This is a genomic window from Bacteroidota bacterium, from assembly GCA_016713765.1.
Lineage (GTDB): Bacteria > Bacteroidota > Bacteroidia > AKYH767-A > 2013-40CM-41-45 > Pollutiaquabacter > Pollutiaquabacter aromativorans.
This window is the reverse complement of the sequence record JADJON010000001.1, coordinates 924,400-943,454: the sequence shown is the minus strand read 5'-3', so window position 1 is coordinate 943,454 and position 19,055 is coordinate 924,400. Positions and strand designations below refer to the sequence as shown.

At 55.2% G+C, this 19,055-nt stretch carries 15 protein-coding genes; 10 read left to right on the top strand and 5 right to left on the bottom strand.

What is annotated here, in order from left to right:
* Positions 1 to 94: 94 nt before the first annotated feature.
* The 3 genes from IPJ96_03645 to IPJ96_03635 form a co-directional block, all read right to left on the bottom strand.
* A complete protein-coding gene (locus tag IPJ96_03645) occupies positions 95 to 2,494 on the bottom strand; it encodes an MMPL family transporter (GenBank protein MBK7909442.1) in 2,400 nt (799 codons plus the stop codon).
* A 32-nt stretch (positions 2,495 to 2,526) separates the two neighbouring features.
* Positions 2,527 to 3,429, bottom strand: coding sequence for a YitT family protein (locus IPJ96_03640; GenBank protein ID MBK7909441.1), 903 nt, complete (start codon positions 3,427 to 3,429; stop codon positions 2,527 to 2,529).
* A 360-nt stretch (positions 3,430 to 3,789) separates the two neighbouring features.
* The gene (locus IPJ96_03635; GenBank protein MBK7909440.1) at positions 3,790 to 4,146 is read right to left on the bottom strand and encodes a hypothetical protein; all 357 of its coding nucleotides are present in this window, start codon (positions 4,144 to 4,146) and stop codon (positions 3,790 to 3,792) included.
* 119 nt (positions 4,147 to 4,265) lie between these two features.
* Here IPJ96_03635 and IPJ96_03630 point away from each other — a divergent pair, with 119 nt between their 5' ends.
* Entirely contained in the window at positions 4,266 to 6,461 is a 2,196-nt protein-coding gene (locus tag IPJ96_03630) for a tetratricopeptide repeat protein (protein MBK7909439.1), read from the top strand.
* 52 nt (positions 6,462 to 6,513) lie between these two features.
* On the opposite strand, the gene IPJ96_03625 is transcribed toward IPJ96_03630, so the two are convergent.
* Positions 6,514 to 6,864: a hypothetical protein gene (locus IPJ96_03625; protein MBK7909438.1), complete on the bottom strand. Its 351-nt coding sequence runs from the start codon at positions 6,862 to 6,864 to the stop codon at positions 6,514 to 6,516.
* Positions 6,865 to 7,223: 359 nt separating this feature from the next.
* Between IPJ96_03625 and IPJ96_03620 the strand changes: the two genes are divergently transcribed.
* From IPJ96_03620 to IPJ96_03580, 9 genes are all read left to right on the top strand, one after another.
* A complete protein-coding gene (locus IPJ96_03620; protein MBK7909437.1) occupies positions 7,224 to 8,486 on the top strand; it encodes a hypothetical protein in 1,263 nt (420 codons plus the stop codon).
* 21 nt (positions 8,487 to 8,507) lie between these two features.
* Positions 8,508 to 11,822, top strand: a complete 3,315-nt coding sequence (locus IPJ96_03615) for a GHKL domain-containing protein (protein MBK7909436.1) — start codon at positions 8,508 to 8,510, stop codon at positions 11,820 to 11,822.
* Between the two features lie 26 nt (positions 11,823 to 11,848).
* Positions 11,849 to 12,223 carry a response regulator gene (locus IPJ96_03610; protein ID MBK7909435.1) on the top strand — a complete coding sequence of 125 codons (375 nt, stop codon included), beginning with the start codon at positions 11,849 to 11,851 and terminating at the stop codon, positions 12,221 to 12,223.
* Positions 12,224 to 12,260: 37 nt separating this feature from the next.
* Positions 12,261 to 13,886: a response regulator gene (locus tag IPJ96_03605; protein MBK7909434.1), complete on the top strand. Its 1,626-nt coding sequence runs from the start codon at positions 12,261 to 12,263 to the stop codon at positions 13,884 to 13,886.
* Positions 13,883 to 14,224: an Hpt domain-containing protein gene (locus IPJ96_03600; protein MBK7909433.1), complete on the top strand. Its 342-nt coding sequence runs from the start codon at positions 13,883 to 13,885 to the stop codon at positions 14,222 to 14,224. Before IPJ96_03605 ends, IPJ96_03600 begins: the two co-directional genes overlap by 4 nt.
* 61 nt (positions 14,225 to 14,285) lie before the next feature.
* Complete coding sequence (locus IPJ96_03595; protein MBK7909432.1) at positions 14,286 to 14,804, top strand: response regulator; 519 nt, start codon at positions 14,286 to 14,288, stop codon at positions 14,802 to 14,804.
* Between the two features lie 104 nt (positions 14,805 to 14,908).
* Positions 14,909 to 16,063, top strand: coding sequence for a methionine aminotransferase (locus IPJ96_03590; protein MBK7909431.1), 1,155 nt, complete (start codon positions 14,909 to 14,911; stop codon positions 16,061 to 16,063).
* A gap of 8 nt (positions 16,064 to 16,071) precedes the next feature.
* Positions 16,072 to 16,851 carry an amidohydrolase gene (locus tag IPJ96_03585; GenBank protein ID MBK7909430.1) on the top strand — a complete coding sequence of 260 codons (780 nt, stop codon included), beginning with the start codon at positions 16,072 to 16,074 and terminating at the stop codon, positions 16,849 to 16,851.
* A 32-nt stretch (positions 16,852 to 16,883) separates the two neighbouring features.
* Positions 16,884 to 18,608, top strand: a complete 1,725-nt coding sequence (locus tag IPJ96_03580; protein MBK7909429.1) for an agmatine deiminase family protein — start codon at positions 16,884 to 16,886, stop codon at positions 18,606 to 18,608.
* Here IPJ96_03580 and IPJ96_03575 read toward each other — a convergent pair whose 3' ends face one another.
* Positions 18,609 to 19,052, bottom strand: coding sequence for a hemerythrin domain-containing protein (locus IPJ96_03575; protein MBK7909428.1), 444 nt, complete (start codon positions 19,050 to 19,052; stop codon positions 18,609 to 18,611).
* Positions 19,053 to 19,055: the final 3 nt, after the last annotated feature.

The following is a 19,055-nucleotide window of genomic DNA, read 5'->3' as shown; positions in this document are numbered from 1 at the left end:
TCGGGAAGGAATGGGGTACGAAAATAAGGGAATCGTCGAAAAGACCGGAACGATACGCGGAATCGTTTCCGGGTTTTGAACAGATCGGAAGCGACTACGGCTCTACTGCTTCGGTTTTACGAACTTCGAGGGCATCCAACTCGACATCCTCCTCCTCGTCGAACACCTGGATAAGCGGCTCCTTGAGGAATGCGCGGGTGATCAGCAACTTCTGCAGCGACAACAACAAGGTCGGCAGGAAGATCAGGTTGCTGCACATGGCGATCAACAGGGTGACGGAAATGAGAATGCCCAAGGCGGAGGTTCCTCCAAAGCTGGAAACGGAGAAAATGAAGAACCCACTAAAGAGGATGACCGCGGTATAGATCATGCTCAGCCCGGTCTCGTGTATGGCCAGGGAGACCGTACGCGAAATACTGCCGCCATGTTTCCGTAATTCCTGCCGGTATTTGGTGAGGAAGTACATGGTCCCGTCACTGGCGATCCCAAAGGCGATGCTGAAGATCAGGATCGTGCTCGGCTTCAAGGGAACGTGGAAGAATCCCATGAAAGCGGCGGTCAATAGCAAGGGTGTCATGGATGGAATGAGGGCGATGACCACCATCCGCAGCGACAAAAACAAGAGGAACATCACCGTCGCGATCAGCACAATGGCGATCAGGACGCTTTCTTTGAGGTTGATAAGCAGGTAATCGTTGTTTTTCAGGAAGATGATGGAATTTCCGGTGAGCTTTACCGTATAATCGGCAGGATCGAGGATGCTGTCGATCCGGGGGCGCAGTTCATCGAGCAGGGATTTCATTTTGATAGAACCGATGTCGGCCACTTGAAAACTCACCCGGGTCACCTGTTGGGTACTGTCGATGATGGACCGGAACATGCGTTGATTTCCCTTGGCGGTACCGGCATAGCTGGAAAGGCGCGCGAGTTCCTCAACATTCGGAATGATATAGTACTTCGGGTCTCCGTCGTTGAGACCCTGGTAGGAAAATTTGATGCCCTCCGCTACCGAGACCGGTTCGGAAAATTGCGGGTATTGCGCTAGCAGTTTCTGAAGCCGGTTGATCTTGTAAAGCGTCTTCAGTTTGAGCGCGCCACCCGGCTCCCGTGTGTCGACGCTGATCTCGAACGGCAGCACACCCCGGAAATTGCTCTCGAAGAATTTCAAGTCGGTGTAGATGACGTCTTTCTTTGGAAGATCGTCGACCACATAACCGACGGTGGTGATCTTGTTGGCGCCGTAGAGGCTGATCCCGATTACCACCAATACCGTCGCGTACACGCGCCAGCGATAATGGTGTACCCAGTGATCGACACGATGCAGGATGCGGTTGATGGCGCGTCGGTCGAGGTGCTTGATCTGCTTTGCCGAAGGCGGTGGCAGGAAACTGAAAACGATCGGGATGAGGAAGAGCGAGATCAGGTACGTCAGCATCACATTGATGGCGGTGATGATGCCGAACTCGATCAGGACTGCGCTGTGCGTGAAGGCGAAAACGAGAAAACCGACAGAGGTGGTGACATTGGCGAAAAAGGTGCTGGCTCCGATCCGGTGGATCGTGCGCACGAGGGCTTTGATCTTGTTGCCGTGCTTCTGGAATTCCTGTTGGTACATGTTGAGCAACAGGATGCAATTCGGAATGCCGATGACAATGATCAGCGGAGCCAGCAGGCTGGTCAGGATGGTGATCTTGTACCCGAAGAGGACGAGTGTACCGAACGACCAGATGACCCCGAATATCACCACGATCATCGGGAAGAGTACGGCCTGCATGCTGCGGAAGAACAGCATGAGGATCAGCGCCGTGATCAGCAGCGCGAGCGCGACGAAGATCTTCATCTCCCCGGCGATCTTTTCGGTCACCGCGGTACGGATATAAGGAAGTCCGGAATAATGCAGGGTCAGTCCATTGTCAGCCGCGAACTTATCGGCCATTTCCTTGATCTGCCGGACGATCCCGATTCGGTCTTTCGTGTTGAGCTGCTTCTGATCGAACGTGATCGCCATCAGGGTCGCGTTCGTTTCCGGATTGAAGAGCAAACCTTCGTAAAACGGCAGTCGCCCGAGCAGTTCATGGAGACTGTCGACCTCCGCCTGGGTCCGGGGTCTTTCGGTAATGACCGGTTTGAAATCCAGCTTCTGCAGGCTGTCGTTTCGAATGACCTGAAAGGCACGGGCAATCGAGAGCACTTCCTGAATGCCATCCACCTTTTTGACCGCTTCCGTCAGATCGTACCAATCACCGAAGGTCTTGGCTTGCCACATCTTCTGATCCTGGAAGCCGATGACCATGACGGTCCCGTCTTCGCCGAACTTCTGTTTGAACTTCAGATACTCGGCGTAGGTGGAGTCGCTGGCCGGCAGGATCTTGGCGCCTTCATAGCTCAGTTGGACCTTGGTGGCCGTATAACCCATGAACACCGTGATACCCAGCAGGATGACCAGTGAAGCCACCCGGTAGCGCAGTATGATTCGGGCAAGGGTTTCGAGCATAGACGGGTAAATGTATGAAAACTACCCTAAGCTCAGGAATGGGCCTGCGGCAGGAACTGTGGACGTTTGCGGATCATACCGCCACGCGAATCGTTGATGCTGTGCGTGACCAGGAACGCCTTCGGATCAAGCCGTTCCACCAAGCCTTTGAGCCGGTGAATTTCCAGTCGTGTAACGACGGTGAAAATGACATCGATCTCATGGTTCCGGTCGCCACGGTTACCATATCCGCTTTTACCCTTGAAGATGGTAACGCCATGTCCGACCTGATAAATGAGCGCCTTGCGGATCTCTTCACTTCGGTCCGAGATGATGGTCACACCAGTATATTCTTCGAGACCATGAACAAGGAAGTCGACCGTACGGGAGGCGATCAGGTACGTCAGGGTACTGTACATGGCTGATTCAAGATTGATCAGCCACGCGGCCGTCAGGAAGATCAGGATGTTGATGACCAGGATGAAGTCGCCGATGGTTAGGCCGGTCTTGCGGCTGATGTAGAGTGCCAGTACTTCCGTACCGTCGATGACGCCGCCACCGCGGATACTCAGCCCGATACCGGCGCCAAGGAAGAAGCCACCGAACACGGCAATCAACAGGCGATCACTGGTGAAGGTCGGCAGCGTGAGCAGAGACAACAGGATCGACAATAAGATGATTCCTCCGCTGGCGCGAAGCGCGAATCCCAGGCCTACTTGTCGCCAACCCATGAAGATGAACGGAATGTTGATCATCAGGATCAGCAGCGGCAGCGGCAGCGGCGTACCGTAGGCCGTCAGGATCGAGATCCCGGTTGCTCCGCCATCGATCAGATGATTGGGCAGTAAAAATCCTTTCAGGCCGACGAAGGCCGACAAGGCCCCCAGGGAGATCAGGACGAAGCTGCGCAGGCTTTGGCGAATTACTTTTCTACGCTGGACGCGTGAGCGTGGCATATGTAAGGGGCGCATCCGGTGCAGCGACTGCTGGATGAGAACATAGATGGACATGGCTAGTCGGATTAATAGTCAAAGATAAAGCGGCCCGCGGCAGGTCAGGACAACCATCACCACATGAATGCGACCTGCGCACGGAACCGCTTAATACCAGGCAACCGACTCTCCAGAGCGGTGCCATCTCTTCAATGTCAAAGCAACATTTTCAGTAATACCAGGGCCAGAATGACTCCGACGCTGAATAAGGTCGGGAAGAGCCATCCGAGGCCACGTTTAGTGGATTCGGACATCGTAGGAAATAATAAGTTAGAACTGTTCTTTCGGTCGGGAACCGGAATTACCGGTCAGCAAAAAGCCGATTCAACAGCGAAAAACCTGTAACACCGTACAGCGATGCGAAGCACGAACAATAGCATGGGGAGGCAGGGAAAGCACATTTCCCGAAAAATGACCAAAGGAGGGTAAAAACACCGCTACCCACCCTGCCGGCAGTTGCTTGACCGGCAACAGCATGACCGGGGCGGATAGTACCAGGCGACCAACGCGCAGACCTTTTCCTGTTGGAATCTGGTCCTGTGTAGTGAGCGCCTGAGCTTCCGATACGGTCGCCTTGACCAACACGGATCTGCCATATGCCTTGCTCCCTGTCGGCAAGAATGCCATCAGAAACGCCAGCAAGGCGACGAATCGAAGTGTATGGAGAACCGGGCGCAACATGGCTGAAGACCTGTTTTGCAAAGATACTCAATTTGACGGAAGAATCGTAGTAGATATCCTACAACACTTGCCTTCAGAGCAGAAAATACGCACTTTCGTTCACCCGCATTCGACCCGGCGTGAACCGCTCTCTCCCGCGCTTTTTATACTACCTGCTTACTGCCACCTTGTTGCAGTCGATCGTGTTCGCGCAATCTCCGGTGGAACGCGCCATGCCGGACCCGTTGCGCTTACTGCAGGACACGGCTTCCATCACCGGAGGCTCGATGGCGACGGACGAATCGTTTCGGGAAGACAACGCGAAAGTCCTGCGCGATCGCCTCCAACAGGCCGAGCGGCGCGGTAATCTCCGCGTCTCCGGCATGCTCCACGTTCGGTACGCAGGCTTGTTTCTGCGCACCGGCGCCGTTGACTCGGCCGTGTTCCATTTTCAAACTGCAGTCAAGGCATTTTCCACCGCCGGCATGCCGCGTGGGGAAGCGTTGGCGCAGACAGGCATCGGTCTGACGCGCGAGCGTACCGGCGATGTTACGGGCGCGCGAGCTGCTTATACGGCCGCATTGGAGCGCGCGCGCGATCTCGGCGACCAACCCACCGTCGCGTTGCTGAACGCGCTGATCGTGCGCACCTATGAGAACGAAACCGGTTCACACGCGAAAGCACTGCCATTTGCGCGTGAAGCTTTCCTGTCGACACCGGCCAATGCCGCTTGCGCCCTTGCCACACGCGCAAGGCACTACGGCGAGCTCCTGCTTGCCCTCGAACGCGATGCGGAAGCGTTGCCGGTATTAAAGAAATCGCTTGAACACGTCAACACCTGCGGCGACCGTCTTCAGAAAGCGGAGATCCTGCGCGACCTGGGTATTTTGAGCTACCGCTCCGGCCGATACGAGGAGGCGCTGCGTTACTTCGAGAAAAGTCAGCAAGCCGATCCCAAACTCCCTGCCCTGCGCCTGATGCGCGACAGTTACCTCAAACTCTATGCGGGAAGCCGGATCGCGCAGGACAGCAGCCGCAGCCAATACTATTCTCGCCTTTATCGCCTGTTCAAAGACTCCGTTGAACAGCTCCTGAACAGTCGCATGCTCAGTCCGGACTCGTTCACCCGTGAACTGGCGGAGAAATCCCGGGTATTGGAATTGATCGAGCGTCCCACCGCGCTGGAAGGCCGCGCCCTCAGTACGGATCAACTGGCCTACAACCAGCAGCTCACCGAAGCCGAACTCGAGCGCCTGAAGACGGAAGAAGCCCTGGCCCGGATGAACCAGGAGAAGATGCAGGACAAGGTCGCCGACAACGAACGCGAAGAAAAGATCCGGGAACTGGAGCGACAACAGGCCTTGCAGGAACTGGAACTTTCCAAAAAAGCGTTACGGGAATCCCGCCAACGTCAACTCATCAACTTGTTGCTGGCCGGGGTGGTGTTGATCATCGCCTTTCTCGGGTTCCTCGCTTATCGCTTCCGGGTTAACAAGAAGGCTCACCTCAAGCTGGACCGCGCTTACAGCGAATTGAAGAAGACCCACCAACAACTCAAGGCGACGCAGGAACAACTGGTCCACAGCGAGAAGATGGCTTCCCTCGGACAGATGACCGCCGGCATCGCGCACGAGATCCAAAATCCGTTGAACTTCGTAAACAACTTCGCGGAATCTTCGGCGGAATTACTTGAGGAACTCCGTCAGGCCGGCAGCAAGGAAGAACAGGAAGAACTGCTCTCGGACCTTCAGATCAACCTCGGAAAGATCGTCCACCACGGAAAGCGCGCCGACGGCATTGTAAAGAGCATGCTGCAGCACAGCCGCGGCGGCGACCCGGTGAAGTCGATGGTGCAGCTCAACAAGCTGGCCGAAGAGTACCTGCACCTCGCCTATCACGGTATGCGGGCCAAGGATCCCGGTTTCAACTGTCGGCTGGAGAAACAACTCGACCCCGCGCTTCCGGAAGTTCCGGCCGTGCCGCAGGAGATCGGGCGGGTATTGCTGAACCTGTTGAGCAACGCGTTCTACGCGGTCGGAGAACGTACGGAGCGTCTACGGTCCTCCGACGAAGTCTATCATCCGGAAGTCCGCGTTTCTACGGTATCGCTTTCCAGATATGTCGCCCTCTCGGTAGGCGACAACGGCACCGGTATTCCCGCCACGGTTCACGAACGCATCTTTGAACCGTTCTTTACCACCAAAGCCACGGGACAAGGAACAGGACTTGGACTCTCCATCAGTTACGACATTGTGAAAGCGCATGGCGGGGAGATGAAAGTGGAAACGGAAGAAGGGCGCGGCACCATCTTCACGCTCCTGCTGCCGATCGCATAAAAAAAAGAAGCCGCTCCTTCCGGAACGGCTTCTGAAAAGGAAGCTTGTCGGCTTACTTCAGGTGCTTGGAGACGAGTTTGGTCATCTCGAACATCGAAACGGTCTTCTTACCGCCGAATACTTTCTTCAGGGCCTCGTCAGCGTTGATGTTACGCTTCTGCTTGGCATCCTGGAGTTTGTTCTTCTTGATGTAAGCCCAAAGTTTCTTAACGACTTCCGTGCGGGGAAGCGGCTTGCTGCCTACGACCGGCTGGAGCGCTTCGCCGATGGCGAGCGGACGCATGAAAGCGGCGTTCGGTTTACGCTTGGTCTTAGCTTTTGCTTTTGCCTTCGGCTTAGCCTTAGCTACGGCTTTCTTTGCCTTCTTGGCGGGAGCTTTTTTCTTGGCTTTTTTGGTTGCCATGGTTTTGGATTTGATGATGTTTTATGAATACAAATCAACACGCATTCCACGTACGCGAAACGGCACGAGCGAAGAAGTTATTCACAATCCCTGTCAATTCTTCATAGGGGAAATCTCCGGAGAGTCGCGCCCGGCGCAGGGTTCCGGACCTTCGCCGCCCGTCCTCCGAATGACGCCGCTCATCCGCAGCATCCGCCATTCGTACAAGGGCCGTGGCGCGGGACGTCTTAACAGATTATTCTTGCGATGAAATGTCAAAATCCGCTCTGGGAGCGGCTTTCCAAAGTCTTGGAAGATTGCATCACGTAAACTAATATTGTAATAGGACAACGCAGCCGTTGTCACTCCCCGCTACCGACATGAAGCATTTTTCCCTCCTGTTTTTCATTCTGGCTTCACTGTTCCTGCCGACCCATAGCCGTGCGCAGCAAGACAGCCTGTTGAATACTTCGCGTGTCGGCTGCCTCTCGGGTGACTGCGAAAAAGGCATCGGCACCTACCGGAACTCGGCCGGAAGCGTTTATACCGGACCGTTCTCGGAGGGAAAGTTCGAGGGGAAAGGAAAAATGATCTTCCGCGACGGTGATGTTTACGAAGGAGATTTCCAACGCGGCAAGATGACCGGCTCGGGCACCTACACCTTCAAGAGCGGGACCAGCTATACGGGCCAGTTCACCGACGGCAAGATGGATGGTTACGGGATCATGACCTATCCGAGCGGAAACCGCTATGAAGGCAGGTTCATGAACAATTCGAAGTTCGGCTCGGGCACCTTCTGGTTCGCCGACTCCAGTCGTTATGAAGGCGGCTTTGTCAATGACCGGATGGATGGTATCGGGACCTGGTACTATGCCAATGGCGACCGCTATGCCGGTTCCTTTTCAAAGGGTAAACAACAAGGCAGCGGCAGTTACTTCTACGCAGATGGCAACCAATACACCGGCGATTTCGTGAACGGGCAATTCCAGGGAAAAGGCACCCTGATCCTGAAAGACGGCAGCCTGTACGAAGGGGAATTCCGCAACGACCAACCGGATGGAGAGGGCATGTTCATTTATGTGAACGGCGACTTATACGTTGGGACTTTTCGTCAGGGAGCCTACAACGGTTGTGGAACCTACTACTATGCAAACGGCGACCGCTATAACGGTGACTACAAGAACAACCAGTTTCACGGCGTGGGCACCTATTATGAAGCCGACGGCAGCGCTTCCACTTACCATTATCTCGACGGGACCATCGTAGGGGAAGGTGTACAATCCGCTGTAGCCGATGCGACGAACACCGGGAAGCCGATCACCCGACCCGTAGCCGAACCGAAACCGACCGTACAACCCGAACACCAGGGTCACGATCACGCGCAACCCGAAACGAAACCGGCTGCTGTGACGACAGAGCCTTCGCCCGTTCACGCGTCCACCGAACCCATGAACTGCCCGGTTTGCCATGGAAAGGGAAAAGTATACCAGTCGGAGGTCCGCAAGAACAAGATGGTCACCCGGGATATCAGCAACGGACTGGGACCTCGCAACTTCGTAACCTATACTGTGAACGAAGTCGTACGACCGGCGGGCAATGTGAGTTGCGGCCGGTGCGGCGGCAGTGGTAAGATCACACAATGACATTAACAGCCCTGGCTGTCTATGAAAAAACTCCTCTTCACCTTTCTACTTCTTGCAGGCGTTTTCGCCCTGTCAGCTCAGCCGGCAGTGAGCCCCCAACTACGGTTCGGCCGCATCGGCCTTGAGCGAGGATTGTCACAATCGACCGTATTCGTCACCTACCAGGACAGCCAGGGTTATCTGTGGTTCGGCACGGAGGACGGCCTCAACAAGTACAACGGTTACAACTTCGACGTTTACAAGTTCGATCCGACCGATACCGCATCCATCTCCAACAACATCGTACGCTGTATCCACGAAGACAAGGACGGGGATCTTTGGATCGGCACCGACAACGGCTTGAACCGGTATAACCGGCAAAATGGCTCGTTCACCCGCTTCCTCAACGACCCCGCCAACGCCCGATCACTCAGCAACAATCTTGTCTCCGGAATCGTCCAGGACAAAGCGGGCATCCTCTGGATCGGCACCGCCAACGGACTGAACGCCTTGGATCCCGCTACCGGAAACTTCACCACCTACCGCAGCACTGCCGGTAACCCCGTAACACTTTCGGGCAATACGATTTCAACCCTGATGGCTGATCGTTCCGGTACGATCTGGGTTGGCACCAGCGGTAGCGGACTCAACGCCTGGGATCCGGTTTCGAAGAAGGCGATTCGTTACCTGGCAGCTCCCGGACAGTTGAGCGAAAACGATGTTGTCGCACTGGCACAGGACCGGCAAGGTGTCGTCTGGATCGGAACGGTGAACGGGGGCTTGAACAGTCTTTCGGCGAATGGACAATTCAGGTCCTACACGGCGGATCACAATGAACTTCCCAACAACAGCGTCTTTTCCATTCACGAAGACCGGCAGGGTGTCCTGTGGGTCGGCACACTCGGTGGCGGACTTGTGGCGATGAACGCCGCGCGAACCAGCCAACGCGTCTACCGGCACGACGTACAGAACGCGGAATCCGTTTCCGGAAACAAGGTCTGGAGCATCTTCGAAGACGCCGCCGGAACGCTTTGGTTTGGCACGTCGAACGGCATCAGCTATTATAACCGCACCATCGCCAAGTTCGTTACGCACCGCCCTTCGCAGACGGACGATTCGAACAACAATAGCGTATTCTCGGTGTTCGAAGATCCCCGCGGCATTTGCTGGACGGGCGTACTCGGCGGAGGCGTTCATGCCTTTGATCGTAAGGAGAACCGGTTCGTCGACGAACGCTTTCCCTTTCTTGCCGATCCGCGTTTGCGTTTTTCTAACCCGTTTTCGTTGCTCGTCGATAACCAAGGGACGCTTTGGGTCGGGACAAACGACGGCTTGCTTTCCGTAGATCCGCGCTCCGGTTCGATCGTCCAATACCGCAATGCGCCATCGGATCCCGGGTCGTTACCCAACAACTATGTACGCACCTTGTATCAGGACCGGGCCGGCACCCTGTGGATCGGCACCCACGGCGGCGGATTGGCGCGCTTGCGCCAGGGAAAATTCGACACGTTCCGGAACGATCCCAAAAACAAAAGTTCCATCCCGGGGAATGTGGTGATGCACCTGCTCGAAACGCGCGACGGAAAATTCTGGGTCGCCACGTACGGCGGGGGCTTGGCACAGTTCGACCGGAACACCGGCACGTTCACCGCTTTCCGTTTCGATATCCGCAATGCCGGCAGCATCAGCAGCGACTTCGTCAACGACCTGCACGAAGATGCGAAAGGGCGCCTTTGGGTAGCCACCTATGGTGGCGGTCTGAACCGGATGGAGAGCAACAGTAGTTTTACGCACTTTACCGAGCGGGACGGGTTGCCCAACAATGTCATCAATGGAATCCTGGAAGACCGTAAAGGATTCCTCTGGGTAAGCTCCAACAACGGCGTATTCAAATTCCAAACGGAAGGGCGTTCGCTGAGTACGCACACCTACAATGTACAGGACGGTCTCCAGTTCAAGTTCAACGAAGGCGCCTGTTTTGCCGGAGCAGGAGGCTGGATGTACTTCGGCGGCAGCAGCGGCCTGAACGCTTTTCATCCCGACAGTATCAACGACAACTCCTTCATACCGCCGGTGGTGATCACCCGGTTTTACCTCTTCGAGAAACCGGCGCGGATGGATACGCTCATCACGTCGAACCGCACCCTTGACCTGAGTTACAAGCAGAACTTCTTCACTTTCGAATTCGCGGCGCTGAACTTCCTCTTTCCGGAGAAAAACCGGTACATGTACAAGATGGAGAACCTGAACGAGGACTGGATCTACGCAGGAGACCGCCGCTACGCCACGTATACGAACATCGACCCGGGCACGTACACCTTCCGGGTGAAGGCATGCAACAACGACGGTGTTTGGAACGACGAAGGCATTTCCATTCTCATCACCATCCGGCCGCCGTTTTATAGCACCTGGTGGTTCCGGGCGCTGGCAGCCATCGCGATCACGCTGATCATCTTCCTCTACATCCGCTTACGGACAAACGCGCTGATGAAGCAAAACGTCATGCTCGAAGACAAGGTGACGCAGCGCACGCAGGAACTGCAGGAGAAGAACGTCGAGTTGACCAAGACCATGGACGACCTCCGCGCGACCCAGGACCAATTGGTTCAATCGGAAAAAATGGCCTCGCTCGGTCAACTGACCGCCGGCATCGCACACGAGATCCAGAATCCGCTGAACTTCGTCAACAACTTTTCCGAATTGTCGATGGAATTGCTGGACGAGTTAGGCGGGGTCCAGGACAGGAGCGAACAAGGTGAGATCATCGGTGACCTTAAACAGAATCTCGAAAAGATCGTCTTTCATGGTAAGCGTGCCGACGGAATCGTGAAAGGCATGTTACAACATTCCCGCGCCGCGACTGCCGAGAAGCAATCCACCGACATCAACCGGCTGGTCGAGGAGTACTGCAGCCTGGCGTATCACGGCATACGTGCAAAGGACCCTGCATTCAACTGCACCATTGAACGGAATTTCGCTTCGGATCTGCCGCACGCCCGGATCATTCCGCAGGACATCAGCCGGGTCATCCTCAACATCGTCAACAACGCCTTTTACGCAGTCGATGAACGAAAGCGATCCGGCGACAAGCAGTTCAAGCCGACGGTATCGATCGCGACGCGACGGGAAGGCGAACGGCTGCTGATCAGTATACGCGACAACGGAACCGGTATCCCGGGTGAGATCCGTGATAAGATCTTCAACCCCTTCTTCACCACCAAGCCGACCGGGCAAGGAACCGGTTTGGGATTGTCGATCAGCTACGATATCATTGTCAAGGGACACCGGGGCGATCTCCAGGTGGAATCGCAACCGGGTTCTTTCACGGAGTTCAGGATCTATCTACCTGTCTCCTAAATAAACGCGCCAATCACATGAATTCCATGATCAAGATGCTGGTCGTCGATGACGAACCGGATGTGGAAGCCCTCTTCACCCAACGTTTCCGGAAAGAAGTCCGCGACCAACAGGTCCGGATCCATTTCGCCTTCAGCGGGGAACAAGCCTTGCAATATCTCCGTACGCTCGATCCGTTCGACCTGGTGCTGGTACTGAGCGACATCAACATGCCGGGCATGACCGGCCTGGAATTGCTGGGGATCATCCGGAAAGAATTTCCGACCCTGAAGGTCATGATGGTCACAGCCTATGGCGATCAAAGCAATTATGACAAGGCCCGGGAGCTCGGCGCGAACGATTTCGTGACAAAACCCGTCGATTTTGCCGACTTAAAAGCGCGAATCCTGGCCATGGCCTGAGGCAAGCCGGATGTTTTTCTTAAATTTAGCCTGAACCATGGAGCCCACACCCTCCCGCATTCTCGTTGTTGACGATGAACCGGACCTGGAGCTGCTGATCCGTCAGCGCTTCCGGCACAAGATCCGGAACGGGGAGTTCCTGTTCGAATTCGCCGGGAATGGGCAGGAGGCGCTCGACAAGATCGGCAGCGACAGTCGCTACGAAATGATCCTCACCGACATCAACATGCCGGTCATGGACGGCCTTACGTTCCTCAATCATCTGAAAGAGCGCAGCCGGTCGTGCAAGGCCGTGGTGGTCAGCGCTTATGGCGATCTGGAAAACATCCGTACCGCGATGAACCGCGGATCGTTCGACTTCATCACCAAGCCGATCGACTTCACGGATCTTGAGACCACGATCCTGAAAACCCTCGATGAGGTGACCCGCCTGCGGGAAGGCGAAAGAGCCCGTTCGCAACTTACCCAAACCATTCAGGAAAAAGAACGCGCGGAACAAAGCGAAAAATTCAAGCAGCAGTTCCTGGCGAATATGAGTCACGAGATCCGGACCCCGATGAATTCCATCATCGGTCTGACCAGCCTGCTCCTGAAAACCGAGCTGATCGACCAGCAACGCCGTTACCTGCAAGTCATCCGGAAATCATCGGAGAATCTCTTGGTCATCATCAACGACATCCTCGACCTTTCCAAGATCGAAGCCGGAAAGATGACCTTCGAGTCCATCGATTTCTCCCTCGCAGACTGCCTCGACACGGTTTACCATACGCTCCTGTTCAAGTCGGAAGAGAAGGGTTTGGAATTCACCATGGATATCGAGCCCGAAGTACCGGCCGTCCTGAAGGGAGACCCGGTCCGCCTCAACCAGATCCTGATCAACCTGGCCGGCAACGCGATCAAGTTCACGGAAAAAGGCTCCGTCCGCATACAAGTCAAGCAACTCAGCCGGCAGGCCGACGAGTCGATCCTGGAGTTTTCGGTTTCCGATTCCGGCATCGGCATTTCGGAAGAACAAATCAACAAGATCTTCGAAAGCTTCTCACAAGCCGGTCACGATACCGCCCGCAAATTCGGTGGCACCGGCCTGGGGCTTACCATTTCCAAGCAACTCATCGAGCTACAGGGCGGCAGCATTTACGTCAGGAGCGAATTGGGGAAAGGGACCACTTTCAGCTTCAAGATTCCCTATCGGATCGGTGATGCTGCCCGGCTGGTGGCAACAGAAGCCACCGGCACCGATGAGGCGGTACAAGCCCTGAAAGGAGTTCGCATCCTGCTGGTGGAGGACAACCAATTCAACCAGATGGTGGCGGTCGATACCCTGCAGGACATGCTCCTGGAACCCACCATCGACCTGGCCGAAAACGGACAGGAAGCGGTCGAAAAGGTGCGCGAAAACGACTATGATCTGGTGCTGATGGACGTTCAAATGCCCGTAATGAACGGTTTTGAAGCAACCCGGCAGATTCGTAACCTATCGGGCCCCCGTAGTCGTACGAAGATCATGGCCATGACGGCCAATGTAACCGAGGAGGAGATCAACAATTGTTTTGCATGCGGTATGGATGAGTACCTTGCAAAGCCCTTTGACCAGACCAAGCTGCTCCAAAAGCTGGTACGATTATATCTGAAGCGAGCTGAAACAACCAATCAAGCGACATGACCAATCTGACTGACATGACCTTCCTGGACGGATTCACGGGAGGTAATGCCGACAAAAAGAAAAAGTATATCAGCATGTTCCTCCAGTTATGCCCTTCCGCGCTGGATAGCATGAAAGCCAGTCTCGACCAGCAGGATTACGATGCGTTGCGTGCAACCGCGCACAGCCTTAAACCCCAGATCACCTACATGGGCATCAAGGCGGGAGAACCTATGGTGAAAGACATTGAGCACCGGGCCGGACAGCGTGTGGAGGTGGAGAAACTTCCCGCTTTGTTCTCCGAATTCGACCAATTATGCCGTCAGGCGATGGAAGAATTGCGTCAACGGATCGCCTGAGGGGTAAACACCCTCCATTTTTCCAAAATAAACTACATTTGCCCCCTTCAAGCTCCCGCTCATGAATACGGTAAAGAACATTTTTGTTGTAGATGACGACCAGACGCAGGCGATGATGCTGCAGGATTACCTGAGCAAATACAGCACCTTCACCATCCATACCTTTAATTCGGGTGAGGAATGCATCAAGAACCTGTCATTAAAGCCCGATATCATCTTCCTCGACTACAACTTCGATAAAGTCGGGAAGGATGCCATGAACGGTATCGAGATCCTGCGCGAGATCAAGAGTGCCAATCCGAGTACGGAGGTTGTGATGTTCAGCGGTCAGGACCGCATCGAAGTAGCCGTCAATTCCATGAAGTATGGCGCGTTCGATTACATCGTCAAGAATGAAAGCGCGTTCCACCGTTCCGAGAACGTCATCTTCAACATCATCAAGCGTCTAAAGCTCCAGTACCAGGCCAGCCTTTATAAGAAACTGACGATCTTCCTTGGCATCACCTTGCTTCTGGTGATCATCCTGGTTGTCGTGCTTTATCAGTCCGGCGTCATTTCGAAGAACCCAGGATGGATGTAAAATAATCCGAATCAGGTATCCGAAGCCGGCCGGTTGAAACTGGCCGGCTTCGTCGTTTTCAGGCGTGGATGGTCTTCTGTATCTTTTCGCCACAATCGGACGACATGCCCACCTTTCCAGGCTCCCTACAGTCAAAACTCCCGAATGTCGGGACGACCATCTTCACGGTGATGTCGGCGTTGGCGCAGGAGCATCAGGCCATCAACCTCTCGCAAGGGTTTCCGAACTATCCGGTTTCCCCGGAGATCATTGAAAGCATCCACCGGTATCTGCGGGATGGGTTCAACCAATATGCGCCAATGCCGGGCGTGCAGATCCTGCGTGAACGCATCGCGGAAAAGATGGAATCCCTGTATGGCGCACGCTATCATCCCGATTCCGAAATCACCATCACCAGCGGTGGCACACAGGCGATCTACACGGCTATCACGGCGGTCGTTCGCCCCGGTGACGAAGTGATCGTGATCGAACCCGCTTATGATTGCTACGTACCGGCGATCGAACTCGCCGGTGGTCTGCCGGTGTATGTGCAACTGGAGCTGCCATCGGGAAAAGTCGATTGGGAGCAGGTTCGAAAGGCCATCCGTCCGCGCACGCGAATGATCATCGTCAACACTCCGCACAACCCTACCGGTTCCTGTTTCGATGCATCCGATCTCGAAACGCTGAAACAGTTGACGGACGGAACCGAGATCCTGATCCTGAGTGACGAGGTCTATGAACACATCCTGTTCGACGGCCGTATTCATCAGAGTGTTGCCCGACATCCGGAACTGGCCGACCGTTCGATGGTGGTCTTCTCCTTTGGGAAGACCTATCATGCTACCGGCTGGAAGATGGGCTATTGCCTGGCGCCTGCCAATCTCATGAAAGAATTTCGTCGTGTACACCAATTCGTGGTATTCTGCGCGAATACGCCTTTCCAATACGCACTGGCCGACGCGATGCAAACCCGCGATTACCTTGGAATTCCGGAGTTCCTCCAAGCCAAACGGGATCGCTTCCTCGAATTGCTGAAAGGATCGCGTTTCCGTTTTTCGCCGGCCGGCGGCTCGTATTTTCAGTTGCTCGATTACAGTGCGATCACTGACGAGCCCGATACCGACTTCGCGATCCGTCTTACAAAAGAAGCCGGCGTCGCTTCCATTCCTGTTTCCGTATTCAGTCATCATTACGGTGACCAGCGCTTATTGCGGTTCTGCTTCGCGAAAAACGACGAGACCCTGGAACAAGCCGCTGAACGCCTTCGCAACGTTTGAGCGATCCCATGTCACTTCGCATCGCCCTGCTTCAAGCCGACCTTCGCTGGGAGGATCCTACAGCCAACCGGGAATTGTTATCCGGGATGATCGACAAGATCCGGGAGCGCCCGGATCTGATCCTGCTACCCGAGATGTTCGCTACGGGTTTCAGCATGCTGGCCGACACCCTTGCGCAAGGCATGGACGGGCCGGATGTCCGCTGGATGCAAAGCGTCGCAGAGCGCAGCGGGGCTACGGTTACAGGGAGTCTCATCATCGAAGAGAACGGACGATATTATAATCGCCTGCTGTGGATGAGTCCGAACGGCTTGTCGGGCATGTATGATAAGCGGCACTTGTTCCGGTTGGCGCATGAACAAGACACCTATACGGCTGGTACTACCCGCCCTGTTTTCCGCCTCAACGACTTTCGCATCGCGCCGCTGATCTGCTACGACCTGCGGTTCCCGGTCTGGAGTCGAAGAAGTCCGGCTTATGATTATGACTTGTTGCTTTATGCAGCCAACTGGCCGGAGAAGCGCGGACATGCATGGCGCTCCCTCTTGCCCGCCCGGGCCATCGAGAACCAGTCGTACGTTGCGGCTGTTAACCGGGTCGGAGCAGACGGCCACGGCATGGACCATCGCGGTGATTCGGTTGTACTCGATTACCGCGGAGAAGTAATATCCGACTCCGAACCGGGAAGTCCTTCGGTCTTGGAGGCCACATTGGAACTTGATCCGCTTGTACGATTCCGGGAGCAATTCGCCTTCTGGCAGGATGCCGACCGGTTCCGGATCGAATAAGCTTACCTTGCAACATCCGGTTGTCACGGCGAATGAGAACGATCGTACTCCTGTTCACCTTATTAGTGTTGCACACCGCGTCTGCTGGTCAGGACCACCGCATCAGCAGGGCCGAACGCGACGCATTCCCCGCGTATCGTGATTCCGTCCGTCGGGCATTTCGTCTCAACGGGATTGATCAACCACCTTCCTATTCGGTTCGTACAGCAGCCGAATGGGAAGAGATCGACGCGTTGGTGATCGCCTGGACGGGATTCCCCGACATCCTGCGGGAAATCGTACGCGGAGCGCAGACCGAATGCCGCGTGCTGATCGTTTGTACCGATTCAACGATCGTGAAGAACAACCTGCAGTCGAATGGCGTACCGCTTACGAATATCGAGTACGTCGTAGCACCGTTCAATACCATTTGGTGCCGCGACTATGGTCCCTGGAATGTGTACGACGAGCGCAATGACTCGCTCTACCTGATCGACTGGATCTACAATCGACCCAGGCCGAAAGACGATACGGTCAACACCTCGCTGGAGCGCTACACATCCTTACCCATGTACCGCACCATCACCACACCCTGGGACCTGGTGCATACCGGTGGCAATTTCATGGTCGATGGAATGGGAACAGCCTTTTCGTCGAAGCTGATCCTCGACGAGAACCCCACCCATACCGAAGCGGAAATCGACACCATCCTGAAACGTTTCATGGGGATCAACCGCTATGTGTTAATGGACAAACTACCCTACGACCAGATCCATCACATCGACATGCACCTGAAACTGCTGGATGAAGAGACCTTGCTGGTCGGTGAATATCCTCCGGGCATCGCCGACGGTCCGCAGATCGAACAAAACCTGGCGTACGTATTGTCGAACTACGCGTCGCCCTGGGGCGACCCCTATCGTGTCGTCCGCATCCCCATGCCGCCGGACGCGATGGGGGTCTATCCGAATACCGGTGGTGACTACCGGACCTATACGAATGCCGTGTTTGTCAACCGAACGGTGCTCCTCCCCTTCTACGACACGCAATACGACACGACGGCACTACGCATCTGGCAGGAAGCGATGCCGGGCTACCGGATTGTCGGCATTGACTGCAACGACATCATTCCATCCCTAGGCGCGATACATTGCATCACGAAAGAGATCGCTTCCCGCGACCCTTTATACATCGCGCACCAACGAATACGCGATCAGCCGGCGGGCGGTAGCGGTTATGCGGTCGATGCCATCATCCGGCATCGCAGTGGCATTGCTTCGGCTACCGTATGGTACAGGACCGATACCCTACAACCCTGGTTGGCAGTTACGATGAACCTCACCAACCCGTCGAATAACACCTGGTCGTGTACGATTCCGGCGCAAGCAAACGGCAGCCTGGTTCGGTACTATATCGAAGCCACGAGCAATTCAGGTAAACAATCCACCCGTCCCCTACCGGCACCGGATGCCTATTGGAGTTTTAATGTCGGGGTAGTCACGAATCTGTTAGCTGCACAGAGCAGTCCCGGCTTCACACTATTCCCGAATCCCGCGTCCGGCATTTGTCTATTCGGAACGGAACTGGCTGTTACCGAAACCGTCTTGATTCGCACGATCGACCTGACAGGACGCGTGGTTGACGAGCAGACGGTACTAATTCCGCCGGGTCCTGCCTATTGGCAGCTCCCGATTGACGGATTGCCTTCCGGGATTTACACCGTGTTGGCGGAATGGTCTTCCGGATCCCAGGCACGTAAACTGATGATCAATCGCTGATCAGCTCCTGCTGACATGCGACGCAAGCGTCTGCAGCTCGCTTTCGGATAGGTGTTCCTGAGCCCATTGGAATAATTCCCGTTCTTCTGCGCGAATGTGCCGTTCCAGGAGTTGACCGGTAGCATCCAGCCGGGATTCCAACTCCGGATCGCCGGCTGCCAGGCGCGTGGCCGCTTCCAGTTCACGATGCTCCTGTACAAGGCGATTCAACAAATCGTCGACGCCGGCGTCGCGTCCTTTCAGCATCGGGAACAGGTACTGTTCTTCCGAAATGAAATGGGGCTTGAGCGCGGTTACGAACCTGGCTTTAAAGTAGTCCAGACGGTCCGCCGGCCGATCCGGCATTCCGCGATAAGCCGGCACATCGCTCTTCAGTACCTGCGCGATCACCAAGCCGTCGTGATGTTCACGCGAAAGCGTTATCAAAGCCGGATGTCGTTTCATGGA

Excerpts from the sequence above, each read along its gene's own strand:
- IPJ96_03620 (MBK7909437.1), top strand. The coding sequence starts at position 7,224 with ATGAAGCATTTTTCCCTCCTGTTTTTCATTCTGGCTTCACTGTTCCTG.
- IPJ96_03595 (MBK7909432.1), top strand. The coding sequence starts at position 14,286 with ATGAATACGGTAAAGAACATTTTTGTTGTAGATGACGACCAGACGCAG.
- IPJ96_03640 (MBK7909441.1), bottom strand. The coding sequence starts at position 3,429 with ATGCCACGCTCACGCGTCCAGCGTAGAAAAGTAATTCGCCAAAGCCTG.
- IPJ96_03635 (MBK7909440.1), bottom strand. The coding sequence starts at position 4,146 with ATGTTGCGCCCGGTTCTCCATACACTTCGATTCGTCGCCTTGCTGGCG.
- IPJ96_03575 (MBK7909428.1), bottom strand. The coding sequence starts at position 19,052 with ATGAAACGACATCCGGCTTTGATAACGCTTTCGCGTGAACATCACGAC.
- IPJ96_03580 (MBK7909429.1), top strand. The coding sequence starts at position 16,884 with ATGAGAACGATCGTACTCCTGTTCACCTTATTAGTGTTGCACACCGCG.
- IPJ96_03590 (MBK7909431.1), top strand. The coding sequence starts at position 14,909 with ATGCCCACCTTTCCAGGCTCCCTACAGTCAAAACTCCCGAATGTCGGG.
- IPJ96_03585 (MBK7909430.1), top strand. The coding sequence starts at position 16,072 with ATGTCACTTCGCATCGCCCTGCTTCAAGCCGACCTTCGCTGGGAGGAT.
- IPJ96_03610 (MBK7909435.1), top strand. The coding sequence starts at position 11,849 with ATGATCAAGATGCTGGTCGTCGATGACGAACCGGATGTGGAAGCCCTC.
- IPJ96_03645 (MBK7909442.1), bottom strand. The coding sequence starts at position 2,494 with ATGCTCGAAACCCTTGCCCGAATCATACTGCGCTACCGGGTGGCTTCA.
- IPJ96_03625 (MBK7909438.1), bottom strand. The coding sequence starts at position 6,864 with ATGGCAACCAAAAAAGCCAAGAAAAAAGCTCCCGCCAAGAAGGCAAAG.
- IPJ96_03600 (MBK7909433.1), top strand. The coding sequence starts at position 13,883 with ATGACCAATCTGACTGACATGACCTTCCTGGACGGATTCACGGGAGGT.
- IPJ96_03605 (MBK7909434.1), top strand. The coding sequence starts at position 12,261 with ATGGAGCCCACACCCTCCCGCATTCTCGTTGTTGACGATGAACCGGAC.
- IPJ96_03615 (MBK7909436.1), top strand. The coding sequence starts at position 8,508 with ATGAAAAAACTCCTCTTCACCTTTCTACTTCTTGCAGGCGTTTTCGCC.